This window comes from Thiolapillus sp., from assembly GCF_048562965.1.
Classification (GTDB): Bacteria; Pseudomonadota; Gammaproteobacteria; order Chromatiales; family Chromatiaceae; genus Thiolapillus; species Thiolapillus brandeum_A.
In genome coordinates this window covers 1-514 of sequence record NZ_JBHNMF010001688.1, presented here as the reverse complement: position 1 = coordinate 514, position 514 = coordinate 1, and the positions used below count along the sequence as shown (strand labels likewise).

The following is a 514-nucleotide window of genomic DNA, read 5'->3' as shown; positions in this document are numbered from 1 at the left end:
GCCCTTCCTGCTGACCGTGCAGCGGATCATCAGTCGCATCCAGGTCGAGCCAGATCTTGCGCGGGGGCTTGCGGTACGACTCCAGGAAGAGATCGACCAGCAGCCGATCCAGTGCCTCGCTATCAGCAGCGATCCGTTTGTAACGGTCCGAGCTGGCCGATTCCGGCGTGCCCAACTCCAGGCGGTTGAGCGTGCTCGAAGCGGCCAGCGGGTTCCCCCGATCCTGCTCGCGCACCCGCCGCTCTCCGGTCAGGTCCCGCTGGGCCACCAGATCCCGCACACTGTGTTCGATGCTCTCGGGGTTGCGGTGATCGGTGAAGCAAGCGGCCAGGCGGTCCAGCAGGCCGATACGCTGATCCACCTCGCGCCGACCCAGGGACTGAAATTCCAACTGTTCTGGTTTACACTCTGTATTCATAGGCTTCTTTGTTTTGTTGCTGGTAAGTGATTGGTAACCCTTACTTTATGCAACAAAAAGAGGCCTATTTCCAGTGGGGCGGTGAAATTTCCGGGC

1 protein-coding gene is annotated in these 514 nt (G+C 60.1%); it reads right to left on the bottom strand.

Translation table 11 applies throughout. From position 1 onward, the window contains the following. On the bottom strand, window positions 1–418 hold a 418-nt coding region (locus ACOCD2_RS26225; protein ID WP_419626457.1), incomplete at its 3' end, for a transposase. Window positions 419–514 lie beyond the last annotated feature (96 nt).